General features: G+C 65.8%; 18 protein-coding genes and 1 pseudogene. 5 read left to right on the top strand and 14 right to left on the bottom strand.

The features are described from left to right. Positions 1-7: 7 nt before the first annotated feature. The 5 genes from F7O44_RS01605 to F7O44_RS01585 all read right to left on the bottom strand — a co-directional run bounded on the left by F7O44_RS01605 (position 8) and on the right by F7O44_RS01585 (position 4,617). A complete protein-coding gene (locus F7O44_RS01605) occupies positions 8-1,180 on the bottom strand; it encodes a TIGR02678 family protein (protein WP_162448438.1) in 1,173 nt (390 codons plus the stop codon). Next, complete coding sequence (locus F7O44_RS01600; RefSeq protein ID WP_222850948.1) at positions 1,177-2,784, bottom strand: TIGR02677 family protein; 1,608 nt, start codon at positions 2,782-2,784, stop codon at positions 1,177-1,179. Before F7O44_RS01600 ends, F7O44_RS01605 begins: the two co-directional genes overlap by 4 nt. Before the next feature lie 218 nt (positions 2,785-3,002). Continuing rightward, positions 3,003-3,725, bottom strand: a complete 723-nt coding sequence (locus F7O44_RS01595) for a DUF2461 domain-containing protein (RefSeq protein WP_162448437.1) — start codon at positions 3,723-3,725, stop codon at positions 3,003-3,005. Continuing rightward, positions 3,725-4,066 carry a TfoX/Sxy family protein gene (locus F7O44_RS01590; RefSeq protein WP_162448436.1) on the bottom strand — a complete coding sequence of 114 codons (342 nt, stop codon included), beginning with the start codon at positions 4,064-4,066 and terminating at the stop codon, positions 3,725-3,727. Before F7O44_RS01590 ends, F7O44_RS01595 begins: the two co-directional genes overlap by 1 nt. 182 nt (positions 4,067-4,248) lie before the next feature. Continuing rightward, entirely contained in the window at positions 4,249-4,617 is a 369-nt protein-coding gene (locus F7O44_RS01585; RefSeq protein WP_162448435.1) for a cupin domain-containing protein, read from the bottom strand. Between the two features lie 72 nt (positions 4,618-4,689). Here F7O44_RS01585 and F7O44_RS01580 point away from each other — a divergent pair, with 72 nt between their 5' ends. After that, positions 4,690-5,592: an aminoglycoside phosphotransferase family protein gene (locus F7O44_RS01580; RefSeq protein ID WP_222850947.1), complete on the top strand. Its 903-nt coding sequence runs from the start codon at positions 4,690-4,692 to the stop codon at positions 5,590-5,592. A gap of 88 nt (positions 5,593-5,680) precedes the next feature. On the opposite strand, the gene F7O44_RS01575 is transcribed toward F7O44_RS01580, so the two are convergent. After that, entirely contained in the window at positions 5,681-6,274 is a 594-nt protein-coding gene (locus F7O44_RS01575) for a GNAT family N-acetyltransferase (protein WP_162448434.1), read from the bottom strand. 276 nt (positions 6,275-6,550) lie between these two features. After that, positions 6,551-7,093 (bottom strand): dihydrofolate reductase family protein, encoded by a 543-nt coding sequence (locus tag F7O44_RS01570; protein ID WP_162448433.1) that lies wholly within the window; start codon positions 7,091-7,093, stop codon positions 6,551-6,553. A gap of 166 nt (positions 7,094-7,259) precedes the next feature. Between F7O44_RS01570 and F7O44_RS30885 the strand changes: the two genes are divergently transcribed. Further along, positions 7,260-8,252, top strand: coding sequence for a DUF5937 family protein (locus F7O44_RS30885; RefSeq protein ID WP_162448432.1), 993 nt, complete (start codon positions 7,260-7,262; stop codon positions 8,250-8,252). A 113-nt stretch (positions 8,253-8,365) separates the two neighbouring features. On the opposite strand, the gene F7O44_RS01560 is transcribed toward F7O44_RS30885, so the two are convergent. Continuing rightward, a complete protein-coding gene (locus F7O44_RS01560; protein ID WP_162448431.1) occupies positions 8,366-9,379 on the bottom strand; it encodes an ABC transporter permease subunit in 1,014 nt (337 codons plus the stop codon). Next, the gene (locus F7O44_RS01555) at positions 9,376-10,293 is read right to left on the bottom strand and encodes an ABC transporter ATP-binding protein (RefSeq protein ID WP_162448430.1); all 918 of its coding nucleotides are present in this window, start codon (positions 10,291-10,293) and stop codon (positions 9,376-9,378) included. The genes F7O44_RS01560 and F7O44_RS01555 overlap by 4 nt, the downstream gene beginning before the upstream one ends. A gap of 118 nt (positions 10,294-10,411) precedes the next feature. On the opposite strand from F7O44_RS01555, the gene F7O44_RS01550 reads away from it, so the two are divergent. From F7O44_RS01550 to F7O44_RS01540, 3 genes are all read left to right on the top strand, one after another. Then, positions 10,412-10,921, top strand: a complete 510-nt coding sequence (locus F7O44_RS01550; protein WP_187361000.1) for a metal transporter — start codon at positions 10,412-10,414, stop codon at positions 10,919-10,921. A gap of 62 nt (positions 10,922-10,983) precedes the next feature. Then, positions 10,984-12,138, top strand: a complete 1,155-nt coding sequence (locus F7O44_RS01545; RefSeq protein WP_162448429.1) for a histidine kinase — start codon at positions 10,984-10,986, stop codon at positions 12,136-12,138. Next, the gene (locus tag F7O44_RS01540) at positions 12,135-12,791 is read left to right on the top strand and encodes a response regulator (protein ID WP_162448428.1); all 657 of its coding nucleotides are present in this window, start codon (positions 12,135-12,137) and stop codon (positions 12,789-12,791) included. The genes F7O44_RS01545 and F7O44_RS01540 overlap by 4 nt, the downstream gene beginning before the upstream one ends. A gap of 105 nt (positions 12,792-12,896) precedes the next feature. Here F7O44_RS01540 and F7O44_RS01535 read toward each other — a convergent pair whose 3' ends face one another. From F7O44_RS01535 to F7O44_RS01515, 5 genes and pseudogenes are all read right to left on the bottom strand, one after another. Next, positions 12,897-13,886, bottom strand: coding sequence for a DUF3500 domain-containing protein (locus F7O44_RS01535; RefSeq protein WP_162448427.1), 990 nt, complete (start codon positions 13,884-13,886; stop codon positions 12,897-12,899). Positions 13,887-13,953: 67 nt separating this feature from the next. Beyond that, positions 13,954-14,094 carry a hypothetical protein gene (locus F7O44_RS01530; RefSeq protein ID WP_162448426.1) on the bottom strand — a complete coding sequence of 47 codons (141 nt, stop codon included), beginning with the start codon at positions 14,092-14,094 and terminating at the stop codon, positions 13,954-13,956. A 102-nt stretch (positions 14,095-14,196) separates the two neighbouring features. Then, positions 14,197-14,544: a type II toxin-antitoxin system PemK/MazF family toxin gene (locus F7O44_RS01525; RefSeq protein ID WP_162448425.1), complete on the bottom strand. Its 348-nt coding sequence runs from the start codon at positions 14,542-14,544 to the stop codon at positions 14,197-14,199. After that, a complete protein-coding gene (locus F7O44_RS01520; protein WP_162448424.1) occupies positions 14,545-14,766 on the bottom strand; it encodes a ribbon-helix-helix domain-containing protein in 222 nt (73 codons plus the stop codon). A gap of 78 nt (positions 14,767-14,844) precedes the next feature. Beyond that, positions 14,845-15,540, bottom strand: a pseudogene (locus F7O44_RS01515) (class I SAM-dependent methyltransferase); the annotation flags it as partial. Between the last annotated feature and the right edge of the window lie 37 nt (positions 15,541-15,577).

Below are 15,577 nucleotides of genomic sequence, written 5' to 3'. Positions count from 1 at the left end.
CCTCCTGCTAGCTGGGTCCGGCGCCGCGAACAACCGGCTCAGCCACGGCGAACCGGGCGAGGGCGGGCAGCGCACGCACACCATCCTCGCGCCGTTCGGCCAGCCGCAAGGCTTCCAGTCGGCCCACTGCGGTGCCAGCCAGAGCGACCTCAGCGCCTGGCTCTTGGGCGGTTTTGCGCCAATAGCCCTTGTGCGCCTGGACGAGTCTACGGGTTCGCTCGTGCAGTTCTGCCATGGAGTGCACCCGGTCTGGCTCGGCCGCCAGGGCCTCGGCTAGCAGCAGGGTGACGTGCCCGCCGGTGCCGGTGTCGGGCATCTTGACGTCGGTGAGGTCGTCGTCGGGGTCGACCATGGCGATGCCTTCACCGCGGATCTCCCCCACCAGCCCGGTCTGCTCGCTGATCCGCCGGATGATCGCGGACCGCTGGCTCCGAAGGTACTCCGCTTCGTGCTCGTCCAGCTCGTCGAAATAGAGCACCGGATCGTCAAGGAGGCGGCGGGTCAGACGGTGCCGGATGCGCCGGTTGCGCATGTCATGTGAGTCGAACATGTCGGGCGCGGACAAGGCGGCAAGTTGCTGGTCCAGTGTCGGTGCGTCGATGGTGGACGGTCCGCGCCGCGATGCCAGCAGTTGGGACAGGACCCGGCGGGAGATGTCGTAGAGCACGTCACCGGTGTCGCGTAGGTAGTCTTCCTCGTCTCCGGCCACCCGCGTGAGCACGCCGAGCTCCAACAGTAGCCGGACCGCAGCCACGAGATCGGCTTTCTGTTCCCGGCCCGCCAGGGTGAACTCTACGCCGCTGCCTTCCAGGACGGGGCTATGTGCCAGAAGCATCACCTGCTCGGCCAGGCGGCCGAGGGGAATCTGCGCATCGGCTCGCTCCAGCGCAGCAAGCGCCAGGCAGAAAAGGATGTAGCGGCGACGGCTGAACGCCGCCTTGCTGCGCGGATCCACCGCCGGCCTGGTGGGGTCGTCCGGAGCGGACGGCTCCTTGAGCAGGCGGATCACGTCGGAGTCCGCATGCAGGCGCCAGCCGGTGTTGAGCTCGAACCACGTACGAAGCTGCGGGACGTGCGGGCGTACGGCACGGAATGCGTCGACTTCGACGGCACGCAGCAACGGCTTCTTGAGCAGGATGCGGGTGGCGCGCTGCTGCTGCTCCGAGGGGCCATCGGTCATGCCGCCCCACTCTCCGTACCGGCGCGTGCCGGGTCGGCGGCAGCGTCGACGATCTCGACGATGTGGTCCGGGCCGCGCAGCACGCCATCGGTACTGGGAATCTCGACAATCTGCGCATCCGGCAGTGCCTGCAGCCGGATGCGCAAGCTTCCGTCGCCGACGGTGACCTCCGCCGACTCTTGGCCCGGCACCCGGGCCGCCAGCGCGTCGCCGAGCAGGGTTAGGAACAGTTGGAACGCGGGCCGCTCAAGTTCGGTGATTTGGGAAAGGTACACCGGACCGCTGGTGAGTACAGCCTGGCGGGCGCGGGCGGTCTGCTCGGCTTCCTCCGCCGCACTGGCCGCGAGCATGGCCTTGTACTCGCTGCGGTCGGTGACCTGGTTGGGTTTGCCACGGCGCTCGTAGCTTCCTGTCTTACGCAACTGTGGCGAGACCATCACCGGCTGCGCCTCGCTCCACGGCGTACCCACGGTGGCGACGTCGGCGTCCCATCGGGCCAGGGTGTCGGGGTCGACGGTGAGGTGACGGGCAGAGCCCAGACCGAACGCCGAGTGCCACAGCCGGTGCCGGTCACCGTCCGCAGGGGCGAGAGCAAACCAGCGCGCCAGGGTCAGGAAGTCGGCTGACCGGTCCGAACGCCCAGCCCTGCGGTCGTTGACCTCGCGGACCACGTCCAGCAGCGCCGGTATCGCGGCGAGCGCCCGGGTGCGGAGAAGCTTGGCCTGACTGTCTCGGCTGTCGGCGGAGACGAACCACGACGTGAGGCCATACCACCGGTTGCGCCACCGCTCATGGGCGTTTTTGCGTGCCAGTTCCGCCTGCGGGTCGTCGGGATCAGGCGCCTCGTCTGCCGCTTCTTCCGAGGCGACCATGCCCAGCAGGTGGTCGATTCGTTCCCCATCGATGTCCTTGATCAGGCCGGCGATGCTCGCGCCGACGGTGACGAGGTCCTGGATGAACCGTTCGAGATACTCGACAAGCTTGTCCTTGTACGCAACGAACGCTTCCTCACTGGCCCCTTGCAGGTCGATGCTGCGCTGCAGCGACGACATGAACGCGCTAGCGTTTTCGGCCAGGTCGGTGAAGCGCGCCGTGAGACCGTTCAGCGCGTTCCGCAGCTTGCCCAGGTCAGGGTGATCGTCCGCGGCGAGCGCGATGAGCTCACGCAATCCAAGCTCGATGTCGGCAAGCGCCACTGCCTGCAGCGCCCCGCGCCGGCCCAATGCCTCGTCAAAGGTTCGCAGTGCACGCTCCGCAGCGTCGCCGGCATGCGTGAGCTGGTACAGCAGCCGCCTGCGATAGAAGTCCTCCACCGCGGTGACCCGGCTGGTGTCCGGGTCAGAGCGTACGTTGCCCCAGCCTTCGAGGCTTTCAAGCTTCTGCCCGATGTCGTCCAGCTCGATGACAGGGCCGCCGTCGACCAGCATCTCCGAGTACACATCTGCCGGGCGCAGGTGCACGTGGAAACGTTCCTTGGCCGTGACGAAGACACACATGATCCGCCGGTACACGTCGCTGTGCTCGGACCGCAGGTGTGCGAATACGCCGAACCGGCTGTCCGTTCCGGACTCACTCTGTGCATGCTTACGGTTGTCGACCGTCACGCGCTATGCGTATCACAGGCCGCCGACAGAAACGAGTGGTGCCGCGGCGCGTGATCGGCGTTCGCCGCGGCGTACGCCGACCGGATCGTGGCCGTGACCGATGGCCGGATCAGGTACGTCGGATCTCCACTTGAGGTCATGACGCCGCAGGTGCTCTCAGACGTCTTCGACACCCCGGTCGAGATCATCGACCATCCGGCTCATCCCCTGGCCGTGTACTACCGCCCCGGCTGAGACACGTCACGGTGTCCGCTACTGGTTCCGGCCGACGCTCTGCTGCCGGGCTCGGAGTCGACGGCGACCCGAGTGTCGAGCCACTCCTTCAGGGGTTGAACACCGCGCCAGACGCCTCGGATCGTGTCGAGCACGACCGGCGTGTACATCCAGTCGGCCTTCTTGTACTCCTGGACCACGGCGGCACCTTTCCAGCGGAGCAGCTCGGACCGGGGATGTGTCGCGGGATATCCACGGGGTCCAACCTTGAGCGGCGGTTGCGCGCCCGGGGTTACCGGCAGGGAGCGATCGGCAAGCGTGGTGAGGAGTTCTTCGAACTCGCGTCCCGTGCTGTCGTCGTCGATCGCACCACGGTACCGCCGCAGCTGATCGGGTGCCATCGCCATCGCGCCGTACCCGGTGACCAGCTGCGACGCGGAGACACTGAGGTAGTAGCCAATGCCTCCCACAGCACGCGCCTCGCTCGTGGCTCCCGCCCACAGCTTGTATGGAGACTTGTCCGCGGAGAAGCGCACGTCGCGGTTGGGCCGGAACATCCGCAACGGGCCGAACTCAGCCGCCAGCTCATCCAGCAGTGCCTGCATCGGGTCACGGACGCACTCCTGCCAGATGGCCTTGTTGGCATTCCAGTAAGTCCTGGAGTTGTCGTGACTCAGGCCGTCGAAGAAGCTGAACAACTCGCGCGGGAAACCACCGAACGCCGTCATCACGACCCCCCGCGTACGCGCGTGTTGTATTCCCGGGCCACGCCGACCCAGAAGGACAGTTCGGTGTCAGTGCCCAGCGCCTTCTGGGCAACGCTGATCCAGCCTGGCCCCATTCCCCGGCCAGCGCCCATCTCGGCGGGTCGAGCCCCGGCAATCTCGAGGAACTCACCGTTGCGCTCAGGATCGACGCGGACCAGGAGGTCGCCGTCCGTGTGTACGGCAACCACCATCTTCTCGTTCACCATGAACGACAGACCGCCGAACATCGGGACCTCACGGACAGACGGTTCGTCCGCCAGCGCGGCCCGGATACGGTCGGCCAACAACGCCTGCTGGGCCATCGCGGCACTCCCCTGACTACTGAGCACGGTGGTGGTGGGTGCGTTCCTTCAGCTGGTCGCCCACCATAACACAAATCACCGCTTGTACTTAAGTTCACTTGTACTCACCGCGTGCCGTGCAACGGCGTCGACGCCCGTCTGTCGACTACGCCTGCCGCCCAACCCTCGGGACCAACCCCGACTCAGCCCCCGGCTGATTCGTCCTCGCGGTGCGCCATCTCAGGACCGAACGCCGGAACACAAACGGCGACATACTCCGCGCCAGACGGCCCCGCGACGTACCGCACGGTCTCCCCCGCTGGTGTAAGAATCGCCTGACCGGCCGCAACCTCTGTGGACGTGCCGTCATGCTCCACGACGAGGCTGCCGTCCAGCACCAGGGTGACCTCGTCGAACTCCGGCGTCTGGGCCGGCTCGTCCCAGCCGGCAGGGGCCTTCATCCGGGCTACCGACACACGGTCGGTTCCGGTCGACACCCGGCCGACGAACTCGTCGATCACCTTGCCACCAGGAACCGGAACCCGTTGAGGTTCGTCTATGAATCTGACCATGGCCTGATCGTACGCACGCACGAACACGGCCTTCACCCATGACGGCTGTTCGAGCTCGGCTAGTCTGGCCCGGTGACGCGTGCGATGCATGATGACCAGCTGGAGTTGGACGTCACCATCGTCAATGCTCTGATCAACGTTCAGTTTCCGCGGTGGCGGACTCTGCCGGTCCGCCGGATCGCCACCGCCGGAACGGTCAACGCCTTGTTCCGGCTCGGTGAGTCACTCGTCGCCAGATTCCCGCTGCGCACCCGCGATCCGGAGCACGTAGAAACAGAACTTCGCCGTGAAGCCACCGTGCTGGCCGAGCTGGCTGATCATGCCGGCGTCCCGGCCCCGCGCCCGAAGGCGCTAGGCCGCCCAGGGCACGGCTACCCGCTGCCGTGGGCCGTGCAGACCTGGATTCCGGGCGAGGTAGCCACCCCGACGTCGGTGGCCGGATCAACGGCGTTCGCCGAGGACCTGGCCGGGCTGATCGGCCGGCTGCGTGCCGTCGACACCCGCGGGCGTTTCTTCACCGGCACCGGCCGAGGTGGGGAGCTGCCAGACCACGATGCCTGGGTCGAGACATGCTTCGAACGTTCGGAACCACTGCTCGACGTGCCTCCATTGCGCCGCATCTGGGCCCAGCTACGCACCCTGCCTCGTCCCACCACTGACGTGATGAGCCACACCGATCTGATCCCGGGCAACATACTGGCCAGCAACGGCCGGCTGGCTGGGATCCTGGACGGAGGCGGCTTCGGTCCGGCCGACCCTGCACTCGACCTGGTCGCCGGCTGGCATCTACTTGACGCTCCGGCGCGCGAGGTGCTCCGAACCGAACTGGCCTGCGGCGACATCGAATGGGACCGCGGCGCGGCGTGGGCACTTCAACAAGCGATCGGTCTCGTCTGGTACTACAACGACACGAATCCGGTGATGGCACACCTAGGGCGCAGTACGCTGGCACGCCTAGCCGCCACCTACACCTGATGCCGGTATTCGAGGGAGCGGCGCGGCGTACCAGTTCATCCCGTGGCCGGCGCTCCATCTGATCTGGGCGGCCAACCTGGGCGATCGTCTACTCGTAGGCGAGATACCGGCCCGGCTTGCCGGCTTCCTCGACCTCGAAACGCAGCTGAAGGTCAGTCTCTCGGATCATGTCGACCTGTTGAATGAACTGTTCGTTGGTGACGATGAGATGGCCCCTGAAGTTCCAGGCCTGCGCGAGCCACGTCCGAAGAGAGTCAAGTAACTCGCGATCCATGGCTGTGGCCAGGTGCGACTTGCGAACCCAGAAATAGACCGCGGCCTCGTAATCTTCCCACTTGTGGTCCGCGACCGGACTGATGCGTGCCCCGGTGAACATCTTCGCGTCGGTCGACATGATGTAGACGCAGCCAAGACACTGCGTTTCAGCCGGGTTCAGCACCGTGTAGGTGAAGGCCTGGCGGTTGGCGTGCCGCTGCTCGAGCTTCTCCAGGTCCTCCCGGTTGGCAGCCACGGTGAAGTCGTCTTCGGGCCAGCTCGACTGCTCCCATGTGCGCAGGTATTCCCTGCTCTCCATCACGGCCGCGTAGTCCATCTCGGCGTCAGCCGCCACGATCGGCCGGAGTGTGAAGCCGTCCGTCGTCAGACCTTCAGGGACATCGGATTGCAGGTTCTCGAAAGGCACGTCTTCACTCCTGCGCGTCAGTCGGTTTGCGGTCAAGAAAGTCCGCCGCGGGCCGTACGCAGGCGGCTGACGTCAGAGCCTATCCGCCAGCCCTCGAAGATCACACTGGTTTTCTCGACCTCCGTTCTCGTCCCGGACAACTTCGATACCAAGAGCGACACGAACTGCCCCGCTGAAACGATCCACCTGACGATGGCGGTATCGAAGTAGGGCCACTAGGTGACGTTCCGACGGCGGACGTGACGCAATGTACCGAATAAAGGATCGGTTGCCGATTCAGCGCACGACACGGTAGCGCATATGCGTGCCATCCGCGTAGGCGGCCGTTTGGATGCGCTCCAGGGTAATACGTTCGCCCAGTCCACCAAACAGTGAGATTCCATCGCCGAGCAACAGCGGTACGACGTGGAGCTGGATTTCGTCCACCAACCCCAGCTTCAAGCACTGCCTGGATATGCTGCCGCCCAGCAGACTGACACTTTTGTCACCAGCATCGACTCTAGCGGCCTCGACCGCTTGCGCGATGTCGTCAACGACAAACGAGTATGTTATACCGTCTTTTTCAATGGGTTCATGGGCCTCGTGGGTCATGAGGTACACCGGTGCTTTTATCATGCCACCATACGGCACTTCGCCTTCTTCGATGGTTTGCGTCTTATTGGCACCGCCGACGATCGCCCCAATTTCTTCGATCACTTTGTTGATGATTTCCGCGTCTTCGTCGACGCCCTCGAAATCAAACATCCAGTCGACGCCACCATTACTATCCGCGATGAATCCGTCCAGCGTTACGGTCGCGTGAATGAAGACTGTTCCCACTGCCGCTCCTCCTCGTCATGGATGTAGAGGCGCGCCGCCCGCAGCCATCGACCGGGCCGAATGCGGCGACGACGATCCTGCGCGCCATCGCGGCGCGTCTTCGGTCATGTGTCATTTCTAGGCCTGTGCCGCCACCGGACCCAGAGATTCGGCCTAGGCTGAATCCGTGATCCGGTACTACTTCGGCCAGGACGACGTGCTGCGGACCCGGTTCGCCATCGCACCGCTCATGGACCTGATCGGCGCCTTCTACGTCCTGCGGCTGCCCGATCAGTACACGGTGCACCGGCGCTGGTCGGTATGGGCGCTGCCGCGGATACGGGAGCTCGACCTGTCGCTGCTCGCCGCCGCCACCCCTTTCGGCGGACCGTACTGGCCGGTGTTCGTCAGCCCGCCGCCACGGGAGCCGCATCCGCCGATCGAGGCCGAGCTTGCCCGGGTCGCCGCGACACCCCCGGAGCGGGTCGCCGCCGAGATCACGCAGCGCTACGACCACGACCTGCCGGCCGCCGCGCTGCCGTTCGTGGAGGACCCGGCCCGGGCGCTCGCCGTGCTGGTGGAGCAGATGCGGGCGCTATGGGCCGCCGTCTTGGAACCCCGGTGGGCCACGATCTCGGCGCTCCTCGAAGCCGAACTCGCCGCGCGTGCCCGAAACCTCGTCTCGGTGGGCTCACGCGCGGCCTTCGCCGATTTGCATCCGTCGGTGCGCTGGGACGTGGACCGGCTCACTGTCACGGCGACGGTGAAGACGGGCGACGTGGACCTTGCCGGGCGGGGATTGCTGGTCATCCCGTCGGCGTTCACGTGGCCGCGGGTCTGGCCGCGGACCGACCCGCCCTGGGACCCGGCACTGGTCTACCCGCCCAGAGGGATCGGTGACCTCTGGGAGCCTGCCGGCGCACACGACGAAGCCCTGGAGTCATTGATAGGTCGGCGCCGGGCGCGCATCCTGCAAGAGCTGGACCGCCCGGCCGCGACCCTCGACCTTGCAGGGCGGATGAACGTCAGCGCCGGCGGGATCAGCGACCACCTGTCGGTGCTGCGCCGGGCCGGGCTCGTGACGCGCTGGCGCGAAGGCCGCCGCGTCGTCTATGCGCGGACGCTCGCGGGCGACGCCCTGTGCCGTAGTCCTCGCACTTACGGTCTCCGACCGCAGTGACGTGACCTTCGGGGACGCCGGATTGCGGTGCCGGATAGCTTCGATACCAAGACCGACACGAATTGCCTCGTTGCAACGATTCACCTGACGGTGGCGGTATCGAAGTAGGGCCGCTAGGTGACGTTCCGGCGGATCCGCCACGCTCCGATGCCAGCCAACGCAGCGCTCAGCGCGAAGAAGATCGCCGACTCGATCCACTGAAATGACCAGTAGCGATCATTCGGCTGATATGCCACCTCGACATGCAGGTCGAGGTCGCCCAGGCAATGCGCGGCGTCGTCGAACTCGTTGCCCGTGCTCAAGCACTCGTCGAACCGGTCCATGTCCAGCGGCTGGCCGTCGGAGGTGCGCAGCTCGCTGTGAGAGGTGACCCACGCATCGGGAATCGTCACCCCCTTGACGGTGGGCTCATTCCTGAGACCACCAAGACCCTGCGAGTGGGCGCCGCCCTCGATGATCGCCTCGGCAGTCATCGGCTTGCTCAACGTCACCGGCGCCATCATGTGTGGCCGCACCATGTTCGGCGTGACAACCTGAACCACGACGAAGATCAAGAGAGTCAGCGCCATCGCGGCCAAAGTGCGCCGGACCAATATCCCGAGAACAACGCCGAGTATGACGGCGAAGACCGCGTAAGCCACAGGGACGATGTCACGTGCGCCGAACACCAGGGCCGTGAACCGATCGCCCGCCACGTCATCAACCGGGCTGGCTGCCCAGGTCAGTAGGGCGCTGACCAGCCCAGAAACGGCAAGGGTAGCGAGGCCGACCACCAGAAGCTTGACCGCGAACCACCGGCGGCGGGTCACGCTCTGGTTCCAGGCCAGCCGGTGTGTGCCGTTTTCGAGTTCACGAGCGATCAGCGGTGCACCCCAGAACAGCCCGAGGACGGCAGGAAGCAGGAAGAGCAGGCCGCCGTTCAGGAAGAGGAGCAGATCCCGGAACTCACGGTGAAACTGGCTCATCAGCTCCGCACAGTTGCCCCGGCTCTCACACTGCACTAGGTATCCGTCGTATGTGTCGCGGATCTGCGTGCCCAGAGTCACCAGGTAGACCGCGATCACCGACAGACTCGCAGCGCCAACAATCAGGTGGACGCGGAACTGCCGCCACGCCAGCCACATCATCGCAGGACCTCCCCTGCTGTGGTCACCGCACGAGCCGTCGGCTCACTGGCCGCGCGGGCCATGTAACTGAGCACCAATTCCTCGAGCTCGACCTTCTCTACCGTCCCGGGGACATGGTCAAGCGGAGCGTCCGCACGCACAACGGCCCTGCTGTGCCGACCATCGTTGCCTGGGTGGATGATCTCGATTCCCGCGGGTAGCCGGTCGAGCGCGTCGCGGGGTGCGGCCAGACGGCCATGCGTGACCAGCAGTTCATCCACGTCGCCAGCGACCTGCACACGGGCGTCACACAGCACGATCAAGTAGTCGCAGACCCGTTCGACGTCGGAGAGCAGATGAGACGACAACACGGCGCTGGCTCCCAGCTCGGCCACAAACTCAGTCAGATTCTGTAAGAACCCGCTGCGGGCGAGCGGGTCGAGCGCGGCGGCCGGTTCGTCGAAGATCAGCAGTTCAGGCCGCTTCGCGGCAGCAACCGTCAAAGCCAGTTGGGCGCGCTGGCCTCCGGAAAGCCGGCCAGCTCGCTGGCGGAGACTCAGGCCGACCTGATCGATCCGCCGATGCGCCAGACCAGCATCCCACCTCGGATTGAGCCGGGCGCCCATACGCAGGTGGTCGGCCACGGTCAACCCGGCATAGACGGGTGTGTCCTGGGCGACAAAGCCGACCTTGGCCAGGTGGGCCGCGTCCGCCGCCGGTGGAGCGCCGAACACCTCGATGGTGCCCGACGTCGGCGAAATCAAGCCACAGGCCAGCTGCAACAGTGTCGACTTGCCCGCCCCGTTTGGGCCGACCAGGCCGATGATCCGGCCGCGCGGAATCTCCAGACCGCAATCAGTCAGGGCAAGCCGCCTGCCATAGCGCTTGCTCAGGCGCTCGGTCTTGAGCAGTAGAGAGGAATCGTCATGAAGCATGGATTCATCGTGTGGCGCCGACCTTGGCGCCATCATCAGCCCAAAGTACGGTTCACCGCCCGAGGACCGTACTTTCGGCTGGTGCCGGGTGCGATACGGGCTTCCTAGCCTGCATCACATGACGACGAATCAGCCTTCTTCAGTAGCCACGATCGCGGCGGACGCCGGACTCGGCATCGTCTTCGCCGCCGGGCTCGCCTTCACCGCATACATGCTCATGGACAGCTGGGGAGGCAACTCTTGGCTGTTCAATTGTCTCGTCGGTGTGGCGCTGTCCCTGGCCGCGCTGGCGCGCCGTATCGATCGCCTGTGGACGACGGCCGTGGGGTTGGGTGTGGCGGCACTGGCCATCCTCGTTTCCTCCCTCGCCGAACTGCCGCAGGAGCCCGGTCCGGTGGCGGCGCTGGCCCTTGCCGTCCTCGTGGGATCGGCGATCAGGACACTTTCCGCCGGCCGGGCGGGCACCATTGCAGCCGCGGGCATCGCGGTTGTCACGGGTGCCTGGCTGTCCGGTGGCCTCACGTCGGTCACGCTATTCCACACTGTGAGTCTGGTGGCCGCGGTCGCCGTCGGGTTACGTCTGCGGCTACTCGACATTCAACTCGACGCCGCCCACAACCCACGTTGATCCTGGCCAGATGGGATGTCGTAGCGATGACACCTGAGCGTCCTACCGTAATCTGAGCAGCTGTGAACCTTCGACACCGACCGACCGTAAGAGTCGACGTAGCCATTGATGCCGGGCTGGGCGTCATATTCGCCATTGCACTCGTCGGTCATGCTGCGGCCATCGCGGCCAGCTGGGGAGATACCTCCTGGCAGTTCGGGTTCGCCACCGGCGCGGCCGCGTCCGTCGTCGCACTTGTCCGCCGGCGTCATCTGACACTCGCGGCATCCGCGGGACTGGCCATCGCGGCAACGGCCATGCTGGTCGCCTGGGTGGCCGATTTGCCCGCCGAGCCCGGCCCGGCCACCGCGTTGGCGTTGTCCGTGCTCGTCGGCTCAGCGATCCGCAAGCTGCCCACTCGTCCGGCCGGTGTTGTGACGGCCGCCGGCTTCGTACTCGTCGCCGCAAGCTGGATCGCCTTCCCTTCAGCTTCTTCCGCCATACCGAACGTGACGGTGCTGAACGGCGCGGCCTGGCTCACCGCCATCGCCGCCGGGCTGGGCCTGCGGCTGTTGGATACCCGCCGCCAGGCCACCATCGATGTGATCCGCCGCGACGAACGCCTTGAGCTCGCCAGGGAACTACACGACGTCGTTGCCCACCACATCACCGGGATCGTGCTCCAGTCTCAAGCCGCTCAGCTCGTCGCACACACACAACCACGTACGACGCTGGCCGACTCCTTCGCAGGCATCGAGGTGAGCGGCAGCGAAGCGCTGGCAGCGATGCGCCGGGTGGTTGGCCTACTGCGCGATGCGGATGACGCCGCCCCGACCACATCCGTACCGGAACAGCTGGAAGACCTGGTCAATCGCTTCAACAGTCACGGACCCAAGGTGCATTTGCACGCGCCCGACGGCGAACCGCCGTGGACACCCGAGCTGACCAGCACCGTTTACCGGATCGTGCAAGAGTCGCTGACGAACGTCGCCCGGCATGCGCCGGACGCCAGTTCGGTGGCGGTCAGTATCACCCAGGATCATCAGACCATCACCGTTGAGGTCGTCGACGACGCGCCATCAGTCTCGGCCCGTCATCACCATCGTGACGGGTTCGGCCTGATCGGGATGCGCGAGCGGGTAGAGGCCCTTGGCGGCTCGCTGCAAGCGGGCCCACGCGCGGTAACAGGATGGTCGGTGCTGGCCAATTTGCCCGCCCCTCCCCCGGAGGCACGATGACCATCACCGCCCTCATCGCCGATGACCAAGCCATGGTCCGCGGTGGCCTGCGCCTCATCCTCGAAGCGCAGCCGGACATTGATGTGATCGCGGAGGCGACCGACGGCGCCGAAGCCGTCTCGTTGGCGCGACGCCTCCGTCCCGACGTGTGTCTCGTCGACATCCGGATGCCCCGCCTCGATGGCATCGCAGTGACCCGTGCCCTAGCCGGGCCCGACGTCCCCACCCCGCTCAACGTCGTCGTTGTCACCACCTTCGACCTCGACGAGTACGTATACGGCGCACTGCGCGGAGGCGCCGTCGGCTTCATCCTCAAAGACGCCGGTCCCAACCTCCTCGTGGAAGCCGTCCGGGCCGCCAGCAACGGAGACGCCCTGATCTCACCGTCGATAACCATCCGTCTACTGCGCCACCTCACGCCTTCCGGCGCGCCAACCACCACCCGGCCCGTCGCGTCGCTATCCGAACGGGAGACTGAAGTCGTCCGAGCCGTTGCCAGAGGCCGAACCAACCAGGAAATCGCCGCGGACCTGTTCATCTCGCTCAGCACCGTCAAGAGCCACCTGTCCGCCATCCAGAACAAGCTCGGCGTGCGCAACAGAGTCGGGATCGCCGCATGGGCGTGGGAGAACCGCGTCGCCGACAACGCCTAGCGGATGATCTCGGGCTCGGGTTCGAGACAACTTCGATACCAAGAGCGACACGATCGACCTGATTGAAACGATCCACCTGACGGCGGCGGTATCGAAGAAAGACCACTAGACCTGGTGCGCCGCGTAGTGCCGCGCCAGCAGGTCTTCGCCCCAGTCTCGGCGCAGATCACGCCAGACCGTGTGGATGTGGTTGGCGTCGGCCTGGGTGTTGTCATACTCCAACAGGAACGTCGGCCCCAGAACGGCGTAATAGTGCCCGTTGCCGGGGCCGGCAGCCGTGGGCCCGGCCCACCGAAATGAGACGCGCTCCAAGCCGGCCCTTTTGATGTCCGCCCATGCCGGAGCGGCCGCTGCCGGGGTGACACGCTCGACGTAACGGCGGACCAGCTGCTCGAGAAGCTCACGGTGCTCGCCGTCCATATCGCCGGCAAGCAGACCCGGCGCGATTCGGCTGGCGTCGGCGACCGGGTCGTGCCGGGTCAGGATGTCCGCAGGCGCCTCCCCCGACACCACGGCGATCTCTTGTTGCTCGGCCGGGAGCGACGTCACCAGCGCACGGCCCAGGTCTTCCTCACCTGGCAGTGTTCTCGTCCCCGCCTGGGCATGACCGTCGGGCACCCGGGCCGGATTGGCGCCGAAGAACTGTGGTGTTCCGGCAACGTCAGAACCGACGACGGTCATGTGGACCGCGAGGTGGTGACCTCCGGCTTTCCACATCCACGGCTCTGCTCCGCCTGGTGTGCCCAGAACGCGAAACCAGTAGTACGCGCTGTTGCGGCGTTGCCAGCCTGGCCGCCCTACCGCTCGCTCCAGTGCGGCCAGCGTGTCCTCCAGTTGCATGATCGCTTTCGCGTCAGCCAGCCCACGTGAGGAAAGTCCGGTCGCCAGCAGTCGCATGGCCAGCTCGTGCTGCCGCTCCGAGATCTCGCTCAACGCCAGGCCGGGACGCGGCCCCGGCAGGTACGTGAACTCGGTGCGGTCAGCCGCGTCGAAAGGCGCCCATGCCAGCCGCCGCTGCCCGGCATCGAGCGAGTCGAGGAAGGCCGCTGCGGCCCTGGACATCTCCCGCGCAGCAGCGGTCGGCACATCGCTCATTCCACTCAGTCTGCCCCACGTCCGGTTGTCCGGATGGGACGGCTCGGGATTGCCGGCTCGCCCGCCTTCAAGCCCGCGCCCGCATGGCCTTTCGCGCGGTCAGCTCGGTGGCGGCGATGACCAACGAGTTCACCACTGCGATCGCGATGTAGCCCCACAGAATCAGCAGCAGGAGGATGGGAAACGCAACGTCTGCGGCCGCCTCCATCCATGACCGACATCATTCATCCGCCACTCCCGCACCACCCTCGTCTTGAGCCGCGCTCGCTGGATGCGGCTGGTGCGCCGGCGCGAGGCCCGGTCGCGGCGCCTAGATACTGAGATGAAGGCGGAGCGCGTCGTCCAGTTTCTCGCTCAAACTGGCTGTCAGCAGGCCAACCTGCTCGCCCAGGCGACTCACCGTGATCGACCGCACCTGTTCAGCTTGGGCCTTCGAGTCACGATCTAGGCCCACCTCCGCGGCCGGCAGCAGCACCTGAAACGGATACACGCGGGCAACGTTCGACGTCACAGGCACCACCGTGACCACGCCTCGCTGCATCATCGAGGCCGTCGTATTGGCGCCGTCGTTGCTGACAATCACGACGGGACGACGTTTGTCGGCCTCCGAGCCTTGTGCGGGATCAAGATCGGCCAAGTAGATGTCGCCACGAAGCATCTACGACGCCAGTCCATCAGCTGCGGTCGACTCCCACATATCAGCCTCACCGGAGGCTTCCCACTCACGCCACGCATCGGCGTAGGCCGGACCCAACTGTGATGCCCGCAGCAACTTCACCGCTCTGGCCAGCGCCGCCGAACGCGAACCAATGCCATGATCACGACTGTAACGATCGAGGAACTCGACGTCCTCCTCCGCAAGACTCACACTCATCTTCATACCATGATGCTACCCAAGGTGATACCCCTCAGCAACCCCAGCAGCACACCTTTGGGCCGCGGCAGGTGGAACGGGAACTCAGCGTGCTTCGAGCACGAAGAAGATGAAGCACAAGAACGCCGTCCGGTCAGTCAGGTGGGGCGGGAGGAGCTCACGCGGCGTGTCGGGGGCGTAAGGCGGTTCACTGATGACCGAGATGCCGAAGCCCGCGTCGGTGAACGCGTCCGTCATGGCGTGCAACGGTCGATGCCAGAACGTCAGCACCGCGTTCTGGCCATCGCCGAAGGTGTACTCCTCCGAATACTGCGTGATGGTGAAATAGTCGGCGCCCGGGTAGGTCAGCTTGTAGACGGTGGGGTGGTTCACGGACAGGATGAGCCGGCCACCTGGCTTCAGAACGCGCCGCAGCTCAGCGAGGGGTGCCGTCCAGTCCCGCAGGTAGTGCAGAACGAGGGATGCCACGACGTCGTCGAACACACCGTCGGCGAAAGGTAACGGCTTGCTGAGGTCGGCCACGTGCAGGTCCGCGTCCTCACCCAGTCTCTGCCGCGCCAGCTCGACCATCGCCGAACTGGCGTCGAAGCCGGTCACGACGGCACCTTTCGCGCGCAGCGACGCGGACAGGGGCCCGGAGCCACACCCAGCATCGAGAACCCGATGACCGTTGACGTCCCCGGCAAGATCGATCATCGCCGGCCGCTCGTAGTAGGCGTTCAGGAGACTCGACTCGTTCTCCTTCGAGTAGCTCTCCGCGAAACTGTCATAGTGGTCGGCCTTCGCTGGGCCCTCGCTTTCGTGCGAACTCTCGTGA

The sequence above is a fragment of the Phytoactinopolyspora mesophila genome (assembly GCF_010122465.1).
Classification (GTDB): Bacteria; Actinomycetota; Actinomycetes; order Jiangellales; family Jiangellaceae; genus Phytoactinopolyspora; species Phytoactinopolyspora mesophila.
The sequence above is the reverse complement of the archived record's forward strand: the minus strand, read 5'-3'. Positions and strand labels throughout refer to the sequence as shown.

What these genes read in the sequence shown, in the direction of transcription:
- F7O44_RS01590 (WP_162448436.1), bottom strand. Translation starts at nt 4,066, where the DNA reads ATGGCCCAGCAGGCGTTGTTGGCCGACCGTATCCGGGCCGCGCTGGCG.
- F7O44_RS01520 (WP_162448424.1), bottom strand. Translation starts at nt 14,766, where the DNA reads ATGAAGATGAGTGTGAGTCTTGCGGAGGAGGACGTCGAGTTCCTCGAT.
- F7O44_RS01595 (WP_162448437.1), bottom strand. Translation starts at nt 3,725, where the DNA reads ATGACGGCGTTCGGTGGTTTCCCGCGCGAGTTGTTCAGCTTCTTCGAC.
- F7O44_RS01585 (WP_162448435.1), bottom strand. Translation starts at nt 4,617, where the DNA reads ATGGTCAGATTCATAGACGAACCTCAACGGGTTCCGGTTCCTGGTGGC.
- F7O44_RS01535 (WP_162448427.1), bottom strand. Translation starts at nt 13,886, where the DNA reads ATGAGCGATGTGCCGACCGCTGCTGCGCGGGAGATGTCCAGGGCCGCA.
- F7O44_RS01555 (WP_162448430.1), bottom strand. Translation starts at nt 10,293, where the DNA reads ATGCTTCATGACGATTCCTCTCTACTGCTCAAGACCGAGCGCCTGAGC.
- F7O44_RS01540 (WP_162448428.1), top strand. Translation starts at nt 12,135, where the DNA reads ATGACCATCACCGCCCTCATCGCCGATGACCAAGCCATGGTCCGCGGT.
- F7O44_RS01525 (WP_162448425.1), bottom strand. Translation starts at nt 14,544, where the DNA reads ATGCTTCGTGGCGACATCTACTTGGCCGATCTTGATCCCGCACAAGGC.
- F7O44_RS01605 (WP_162448438.1), bottom strand. Translation starts at nt 1,180, where the DNA reads ATGACCGATGGCCCCTCGGAGCAGCAGCAGCGCGCCACCCGCATCCTG.
- F7O44_RS01530 (WP_162448426.1), bottom strand. Translation starts at nt 14,094, where the DNA reads ATGGAGGCGGCCGCAGACGTTGCGTTTCCCATCCTCCTGCTGCTGATT.
- F7O44_RS01550 (WP_187361000.1), top strand. Translation starts at nt 10,412, where the DNA reads ATGACGACGAATCAGCCTTCTTCAGTAGCCACGATCGCGGCGGACGCC.
- F7O44_RS01560 (WP_162448431.1), bottom strand. Translation starts at nt 9,379, where the DNA reads ATGATGTGGCTGGCGTGGCGGCAGTTCCGCGTCCACCTGATTGTTGGC.